This window comes from Clostridium sp. Cult1, assembly GCF_021655095.1.
Taxonomy (GTDB): domain Bacteria; phylum Bacillota; class Clostridia; order Tissierellales; family Tepidimicrobiaceae; genus Schnuerera.
Window position 1 is genome coordinate 2,593,458 of record NZ_PPXW01000001.1, and the last position, 8,885, is coordinate 2,602,342.

General features: G+C 31.9%; 9 protein-coding genes and 1 riboswitch. All 9 genes read left to right on the forward strand.

The features are described from left to right. Window positions 1-21 precede the first annotated feature (21 nt). Complete coding sequence (locus tag C3E89_RS13125) at window positions 22-510, forward strand: MogA/MoaB family molybdenum cofactor biosynthesis protein (RefSeq protein ID WP_236913490.1); 489 nt, start codon at window positions 22-24, stop codon at window positions 508-510. An 8-nt stretch (window positions 511-518) separates the two neighbouring features. Next, window positions 519-1,124 (forward strand): molybdenum cofactor guanylyltransferase, encoded by a 606-nt coding sequence (gene mobA, locus C3E89_RS13130; protein WP_236913390.1) that lies wholly within the window; start codon window positions 519-521, stop codon window positions 1,122-1,124. Window positions 1,125-1,134: 10 nt separating this feature from the next. Further along, window positions 1,135-1,917 carry a formate dehydrogenase accessory sulfurtransferase FdhD gene (gene fdhD, locus C3E89_RS13135; protein ID WP_236913391.1) on the forward strand — a complete coding sequence of 261 codons (783 nt, stop codon included), beginning with the start codon at window positions 1,135-1,137 and terminating at the stop codon, window positions 1,915-1,917. Next, a riboswitch (molybdenum cofactor riboswitch) is annotated at window positions 1,886-2,005 on the forward strand. It overlaps the preceding gene by 32 nt. 93 nt (window positions 2,006-2,098) lie before the next feature. Then, window positions 2,099-3,010: a substrate-binding domain-containing protein gene (locus tag C3E89_RS13140; RefSeq protein ID WP_236913392.1), complete on the forward strand. Its 912-nt coding sequence runs from the start codon at window positions 2,099-2,101 to the stop codon at window positions 3,008-3,010. Window positions 3,011-3,088: 78 nt separating this feature from the next. Continuing rightward, window positions 3,089-3,790, forward strand: a complete 702-nt coding sequence (locus C3E89_RS13145) for an ABC transporter permease (RefSeq protein WP_236913393.1) — start codon at window positions 3,089-3,091, stop codon at window positions 3,788-3,790. A gap of 1 nt (window position 3,791) precedes the next feature. Continuing rightward, complete coding sequence (locus C3E89_RS13150) at window positions 3,792-4,424, forward strand: ABC transporter ATP-binding protein (protein WP_236913394.1); 633 nt, start codon at window positions 3,792-3,794, stop codon at window positions 4,422-4,424. 1 nt (window position 4,425) lies between these two features. Then, window positions 4,426-5,652, forward strand: a complete 1,227-nt coding sequence (locus C3E89_RS13155; protein WP_236913395.1) for a molybdopterin molybdotransferase MoeA — start codon at window positions 4,426-4,428, stop codon at window positions 5,650-5,652. A 45-nt stretch (window positions 5,653-5,697) separates the two neighbouring features. Then, window positions 5,698-7,593, forward strand: coding sequence for a molybdopterin biosynthesis protein (locus tag C3E89_RS13160; protein WP_236913396.1), 1,896 nt, complete (start codon window positions 5,698-5,700; stop codon window positions 7,591-7,593). A gap of 279 nt (window positions 7,594-7,872) precedes the next feature. Then, window positions 7,873-8,610, forward strand: coding sequence for a 2,3,4,5-tetrahydropyridine-2,6-dicarboxylate N-acetyltransferase (gene dapD, locus C3E89_RS13165; protein ID WP_236913397.1), 738 nt, complete (start codon window positions 7,873-7,875; stop codon window positions 8,608-8,610). Window positions 8,611-8,885 lie beyond the last annotated feature (275 nt).

Sequence of the window (8,885 nt, forward strand, 5' to 3'; positions counted from 1 at the left end):
AGAAATTGGGGAGTTGAAATTATGTTTAGGGTTGGGATAATTACTGCTAGTGATAAAGGTTCTATAGGAGAAAGGGAAGACATTAGTGGAAAGACTATTAGGGAGATAGTAGAGTCAAAAGGATATAAGGTTGAAAAGTCTATAATTCTTCCTGATGATGAAAAAACCCTTTTAGATGAGATGATATATATGGCTGATGAATTAAAAGTAGATTTAATCCTAACTACAGGAGGAACTGGATTTAGTACAAAAGATGTAACTCCTGAAGCTACTATTAAAGCCTGTGATAGGATGGCCAACGGTATAGCTGAGGCTATTAGATACTATAGCCTTGGCATTACCTCACGTGCAATGCTATCTAGAGCAGTTTCAGGAATAAGGGGAGAAACTTTGATAATAAATCTTCCTGGAAGTCCTAAGGCAGTCAAAGAATCCTTAGAATATATAATGGGTAGTCTTCACCATGGTTTAGAAATACTAACAGGCCAAACTGGCGATTGTGCTAGGTAGGTGAAAATATGAAAAAATTTGGTACAGCTGTCATACTTGCAGGTGGAAAAAGCACTCGGATGGGTTTTGATAAGCAATTATTAAAGATAAATGAGAGAAGGCTTATAGATAATCTAAGAAGGAAATTAAATAAAAATTTTGATGAAATAATAGTAGTAACTAACAAATCAGAATACTATCTAGGATTTCCAGATAAAATAACTAAAGATATAATAATAGGAAAAGGTCCTCTTTCAGGAATCCACGCTGGGTTAAAAGCATCTTCCAGCCAATATGCTTACTTTGTAGCCTGCGATATGCCGAATATTAACCTAGATTATATTGAATATATGAAAGAAGAATTAAAGGAATTAAAGGTAAAAGCATGTATAACTAGATTTGGAGAATGGATAGAACCCTTTAATGCATTTTACTCTAAGGGTATGATAGAAAACATAGAAGAACACCTATCTTATAATAGAAGATCCGTGAATTCTTTACTATCTAAACTATCTGTTTATTATATAGAAGAAGAAAAAGCTAGAGAATTTAGTCCTAATTGGGATATGTTTTTGAATTTAAATACTAAAGAAGAATTAAATGACTATTTAAAAATAATCAATAGTCAAAATTGAGGTTGGTAAGATGGATACTATTAAAAGGGTTGATATCCTCAGGATAAAGGGTGAGGAATTCAAAGAAGAAGAGGATGTAGTAATATTGGAATACCCCTTCACCATATTTGTAAACGATGAAGAGGTAATAACATTACTATGTAGTCCTAATTCTCTCAAAGAATTAATGGTAGGTTTTCTTTTTTCAGAAGAATTCATATCTTCTCTTTCAGATATAGACAGAATTAGGTTAGATGAGGATAAGGGCATAGGTTATATTTATCTTAAAAATATAAACCAATTTAATGAAAAACTTAGGGGAAAGAGGACCATTACTTCAGGTTGTGGAAAAGGAACTCTATTTTATAATGTATTGGACTCCTTTAAATCCAAAAGGATAAAAGAACCTTTGTCCATAGAAGTAGCAAATATAAAAAGGCTTATAAGTAAGTTTAATAAAAAATCAGAGCTTTTCTTGAATACAGGTGGGGTCCATAGTTGTGCATTATGTAGTGCTAATGATATAATTTTATTTGAAGAAGATATAGGAAGACATAATGCCCTAGATAAAATATTTGGAAAAGCTTTACTAGAAGGAATTGATACTAAGGACAAGATAATATTAACTAGTGGTAGAATATCATCTGAAATCCTTATAAAATCTGCCAAACGGCAGGTTCCAGTAATAGTTTCTAGGTCTGCTCCTACTAGTTTATCGATAGAGTTGGCAGAAGAACTGGGTATTACCCTTATTGGATTTGCCAGAGGACAAAAAATGAATATTTACACAAATTTTCCGAGCTTAATTTTCTAAAGCTTTATGCCATGAAAAATAAGCCGCTGGGTATAAGGAGAAATCCCTATACCTCCCGTGTTTGGAAAGGAAGATTATAAAACCATAAATTACTTATGGTTTTTTAACAGTCCTTTCTAGGACTGTTTTTATTTGGACAAAATTAACAAATAGCAAACTGAAAAATGAAGGAGATGGTTTTGTGAAAAGACTTTTAGCATTATCCTTAAGTATTTTACTCATTTTTACAATTTTAGTAGGCTGTACACCAAAGAATGATGAGCAAGATTTAGGAGAGCCTGAAGAAAATACTGATAAAGTAGAAGATAATAATTTAGAAGATAAGACAGGTGGTAGAATAATATTATCAACAACTACCAGTACTCAAGATAGTGGACTTTTAGACTATATATTGCCAGTATTTGAGGAAGAAACTGGTATAGAAGTAGATGTTGTAGCCGTAGGAACAGGTAAGGCCTTACAGATGGGAAGAGATGGAGATGCAGATATCCTTTTGGTTCATGCTAAAGAATCTGAGGAAGAGTTTGTAGCAGAAGGCTATGGAAAGGAAAGAAAAGACGTAATGTATAATGATTTTATCCTTATAGGGCCAAAAGATGATCCGTTAAAATTAAAGGAGAATTCTCCAAATAATATATTAGGAGGATTAAAAACTATTGCTGAAAATGAAAGCATTTTTGTATCCAGAGGGGATGACTCGGGGACACATAAAAAAGAGCTTTCCATATGGAAGGAAGCGGAAATTGAACCAGCTGGAGAATGGTATTTAGAGGCAGGATCTGGCATGGGAGATGTTTTAAAGATTACAGATGAAAAGCAAGGATATACTATTACTGATAGAGCTACTTATCTAAGCATGAAAGATACATTAGATTTAGATATAATAATAGAAGGAGACGAGAATCTATTCAACCAATATGGTATAATACCAGTAAACCCAGAAAAATTTGATGACAAAGTGAAGGATAGAATTAATGAAGAAGGAGCTCAAATATTTATGGACTGGTTATTATCCGATGAAACACAAAACTTAATTGAAGGATTTGGGGTAGACGAATTTGGTATGCCTCTATTTGTGCCAAATGCAAAATAATTAATAAAAATAATTAATATATGAAGTTAAAGCTGCATATTTTATTCAGTTGATAAAATATGCAGCTTTAAACTATAGGTGGTGATCATTATAGACTATATAGCAGAAGGATTTAAAGAAGCCATTAGGTTATTAATAGGTTTTGATAAGGAAGTATACGGTATAATAACATTATCCCTGTTTGTTTCTACTGCAGCTACTGTAATAGCTTCTTTAATCTGTATCCCATTAGGAATACATTTAGGGATAAAAGATTTTCAAGGGAAAAAAGCTTTTTCACGGATTTTATATACTTTTATGAGTATTCCCTCAGTTATTGTGGGATTAGTTGTTGCTATTTTACTTTCAAGGAGAGGCCCTTTTGGGAAATTTGATCTTCTATATACTCCAAAAGCAATGGTAATAGCGCAAGTTTTGTTAGTAACACCGTTGATTTTAGGGCTTACCTATAGCATTTCGAAGAATAGGGGAAAGGAAATAGAAAAAATAGGGATAACCCTAGGAGCCAGCAAAAGGGATATTATAATATTGATAATGAAAGAACTTAAAGTGGATTTAATAGTCAATATAGTTACTGCCTTTTCTAGGGCTATATCGGAAGTAGGAGCAGTTATGATAGTGGGAGGTAATATTAAAAATCGGACGAGAGTTATTACCACTACCATATCCATGATGAATTCTATGGGGGATTATCCTATGGCTATTGCTTTAGGTTTAGTCTTACTTATCATTTCTTTTGTCATAAATACTTTAATCTATTCATATAGCGGAGAGGATTAGTATGGAATTATCTATTCTTGATTTAAAAAAAAATTATTTTGAAAAGCAAATTTTAGATATAGGAGACTTGAAGATTGAAAGAGGAAAGATAACAGGATTAATAGGTCCTAATGGTTCTGGGAAAACCACTTTGTTGAACATTTTATCTGGTTTGGATAAGGATTTTTCTGGTATTATAAAGTATGATGGAAAGTTATTAGACAGGGATACCTATAAGAAGATGACTTTAGTGGCTCAAAAGCCCTACTTGTTTAGACGGAAAGTATATGAAAATATAGAATATCCTTTAAAGGTAAGGGGTATAAACAAGGATAAAAGGAAAGAAGAAGTAATAAAGATTATGGAAAGGTTTGAAATAGAAGAACTTAAAGATAAGAAAGGCCATCTTTTATCTGGAGGAGAATCTCAGAAAGTTAGCTTAGCAAGAGCATTGGTTTTTAAACCTGATTTGTTATTTTTAGACGAACCTACATCTAATATAGACCCAGAATCTATAAGGATAATGGAAAGGGAAATACTAAGATTTAATAAGGAAACTAAGGGGACTGTACTTATAGTTACCCATAATATAGAGCAATCTAAAAGATTATGTCATAATATTATTTATTTAAAATCTGGAAAGGTAGGTCATTAATATGGATTTTTTTGATGTAGTATCAGTCCAAGAAGCAAGGGATAAAATTATGGAAAATTTTAAAGGATATGAATTTAAAATAGAAGAAATATCTATACTAGAAGCGACAGATAGAATTTTGGCAGAAAGCATATACTCTGGTATTAATGTACCAGAGTTTGACCGTTCTACCGTAGATGGCTATGCAATTAAGTTTAAAGATAGCCAAGGGGCCAGTGAATCGGTGCCAAGTCTATTTAATATTTTGGGAGAAGTTAAGATGGGAGAAACTCCTAAAAGTAGCATAAAATCTGGAGAGACTATGTATGTTCCAACTGGAGGAATGATTCCTGAGGGAGCAGATGGAATGGTAATGGTAGAGTATACTGAAAAATTAGATGAAGAAAACCTTATGGTATATAAACCTATATCTTTCAATGAAAATATTGTTTTAAAAGGTGACGATATAAAGAAAGGTGAAATTGTACTAAAAAAAGGGAGAAGGATAAGTCCTGAAGTAGTAGGAGTATTAGCTGCTTTAGGTATATCTAAGGTTAAAGTATATAAAAAACCTAAGTTCTATATAATTTCAACGGGAGATGAAATAATAGATTTAGATGAAGAATTAGAACTAGGTAAAATTAGGGATATAAATAGCTATACTCTTTATTCTACTATAGTTAAGCTAGGAGGAAAAATTACTGGAAAAACTATTATAAAGGATGATTATGAGCTTTTAAGAAAAGAAGTGGAAAAAGCTATTGCTATTTCAGATATTGTACTGATTTCTGGAGGAAGTTCTGTAGGAACTAGAGATTATACTGGTAAAGTAATAGACTCTTTTAATGGTAAGGGAGTATTTGTTCACGGAATTTCTATAAAACCAGGGAAACCAACAATTTTAGGAGAAGGTAAGGGTAAATTGATAGTTGGTCTTCCAGGCCATCCTGTATCTTCTATTATAGTTTTTAAAGCTATTGTAGAGGAGTATATTTACAAAAAGATGGGAGTTATAGATTATAAATTAAAAACCAAGGTTATAATGGATTTCAACTTTCCTTCATCACCAGGGCGAGAGACTTATCAAATGGTAAAATTGCAAAATAGGGATAGTAAAATATATGCTACTCCTAGTTTTGGTAAATCTGGTATGATTACTTTATTATCAAACTCTGATGGATATATAATAATTAAACCACATGAAGAAGGAATATATAAGGGAGAAGAAAGGGAAGTATATTTGTTGTGAAAATTGTACATTATGAATTGTATATTGAAATAAAGAGGTGTTAAAATGGACAAAAGTAAAAGAAATATCTATATAGACAATATAGATGTAGAGGAAGCTAAGAAAGTATACTATGATAAGTTAAATATAAAACCTCAATGGGAAGAAATAGATGTAGTAAACTCCTTAGATAGGGTAACCTTTGAAGCCGTATATGCAAAAGTGTCTTCTCCAAACTACAATGCTGCAGCAATGGATGGAATTTTAGTTGAATCTACTAATACTCTAGGTGCAACAGAAGTAAACCCTAAAACATTAGAAGAAGGGAAGGATTTTATATACATAAATACAGGGAACCCAGTAGTAGCCCCTTATGATGCAGTAATAATGATAGAAGATGTAATAGAACTTGAAAAGGGAAAGATACAAATATTAAAATCAGCCCACCCCTGGCAACATATAAGACCCATTGGAGAAGACATAGTGGCCACGGAGATGGTAGTACCTTCTAAACATAAAGTTAGACCTATAGATATAGGTGCTTTAATATCTGGAGGTATAGAAAAAGTAAAAGTATATAAAAAGCCTAGAATAGGAATCCTTCCAACTGGAACGGAAATAATAGAAGACATTAAGAAACTTGAAACTGGAAAGATAATAGATTCAAATTCTAGGGTATTTGAAGCATTAGTTATTGAAGATGGTGGCATACCTAATAGATATAGCCCTATAGAAGATGACTATGAAAAACTCAAAAAGGCGGTTTTGAAAGGGGTAGAAGAAAATGATATTCTAATAATTGGTGCAGGTTCTTCTGCTGGATCTAAGGATTATACAGTAAATATAATAGAGGAATTGGGAGAAGTAGTAATCCATGGTGTTGCATTAAAACCAGGGAAACCTACGATTCTAGGGATAATAAAAGGAAAACCAGTAATCGGTATTCCTGGATATCCTGTGTCTGCTTATTTGGTATTTGAAACTTTCGTTACATCTTTAATATTAAAATATATTGGACTAAAAGAAGAAAAGGATACCTTTGTAAATGCAATTATATCGAAGAAAATAACATCTTCCTTAAAAAACAGAGAGTTAGTAAGGGTTAATTTAGGATATGTAAATGATAAGTTAATTGCAACCCCTTTATCTAGCGGAGCAGGAGTTACCATGAGTTTGGTAAAGGCTGATGGTATAGCTATAATACCTCAATCTTTAGAAGGAATAGATGCGGGAGGTATTATAAATGTAAGATTGCTTAAGCCATTAAATCAAATTAAGGAGACCTTAGTTTCCATTGGTAGCCATGATATAATAATGGATATTATAGGGGATATGATGAAGTTAACCTCTGGTCATGTAGGGAGCATGGGTGGGATCCTATCAATGAAAAGGGGAGAATGCCATATTGCCCCAATCCATCTATTGGATATGGAGACGGGTGAATATAATATATCCTATGTAAAAAAGTATTTTCCGGGACAAAAGATGGCTATTATAAAAGGGGTCAAAAGGCATCAAGGTTTTATAGTAGAAAAAGGAAATCTTAAAGGCATAAAGGATTTTTCAGACTTAATAAGAGAAGATGTTATATATGTAAATAGACAAAGGGGTGCAGGAACTAGGATACTTTTAGATTATCATTTGAATAAAGAAAGTATTGATCCAACAACTATAAAAGGGTATGATAGGGAGATGACTACCCATATGGCAGTAGCCACAGCAGTTAAAACAGGATCTGCTACTACAGGATTAGGCATATATTCAGCAGCTAAAGCTCTGGATTTAGATTTTATTGACGTAGCCTATGAAGACTATGACTTTCTAGTACCCTTTGAATTACTTGAAGATGAGAGAATTAAAGAATTTATAAAAACTTTAAAATCTGATGAATTTAAACGAAGAGTAGAAGCATTGGGAGGATATGGGCTTCAAAGCATTGGAGAGATAATTACAGTTGAGTAAGCAAAAACCTCTATTCTTAGGAATAGGGGTTTTGTTTTGCGTAAATGTTAGATTAAATATGGGATACTACAAACAGCAAAAAATCTAATTGAGATAAATATTTTTATAATCAACTAAAGCAAAGTTGGATTTGAGTAAAGTATATAAAACAATTCCAATTATACAAAAGTATTTACCTTATAATTACTAGATAAAAGATAACAAATATTAAATCTATTGCATAATAATATAAAGTATATGATATTTAAATTGGATTATAAGGAAAGGGTTGATCAATTAATGGACAATGGACAAAGAAAAACCAATAATAGTATAGATCTAACTGATCCATATGAGATTGCAAAATTTATTAAAAATGCTAAAAAGTCAACTCCCGTTAAAGTATATATTAAAGGGAAAATAGATGAAATGAATTTTGGTGATGTTTTAGATTTTGGCAACAGTAACTTTAGAATCCTCATAGGAGAGTATGATGTAATTTTTTCTATATTAAATAAGCATAAGGATAGTATAGAGAATTATTATGTAGAACAAGATAGGAGAAACTCAGCTATACCTCTATTAAAAATGGAAAACATTCAAGCAAGAATCGAACCAGGTGCAATTATTAGAGATAGAGTTAAAATAGAAAAAAATGCAGTTATTATGATGGGAGCAGTGATAAATATAGGAGCTGAAATTGGTGAAAACTCAATGATAGATATGAATGCAGTAATTGGTGCTAGAGGAATTATAGGTAAGAATGTCCACATAGGTGCAGGTGCAGTAATAGCTGGAGTCTTAGAACCACCTAGCAAAGCTCCTGTAACAGTTGAAGATGGTGTAGTTATAGGTGCAAATGCAGTAATATTGGAAGGAGTTAAAATAGAAAAAAATGCAGTAGTTGCAGCAGGTTCAGTAGTCACAAAAGATGTACCTGCTGGCAGTGTTGTAGCAGGTATTCCTGCTAGAATTATAAAAGAAAAAGATGATAAAACTATGAATAAGGTAAAAATACTTAATGAATTAAGGGGTTAGTTTATTTTAAAAAGGTAGATTTTTAAAAATCTAGCTTTTATTTTTGCTATTCGTACCGTTTTTCCTACCATTCGTACCATATTGAATAAATTTAAGATTAAATATGGTATATTTTTAGTAAATAAAGTTAAATTTTATGGAGGGTAAAGATGCTACATAAATTGGCTGAAGATATAAGTTTTTATAGTTTTAATATTTATAAATAAGATAACTCTATCTGTTTATAAACCAATTATAGGGTTGTTGTCATTAATTTTATCTATAATAGTCGTATT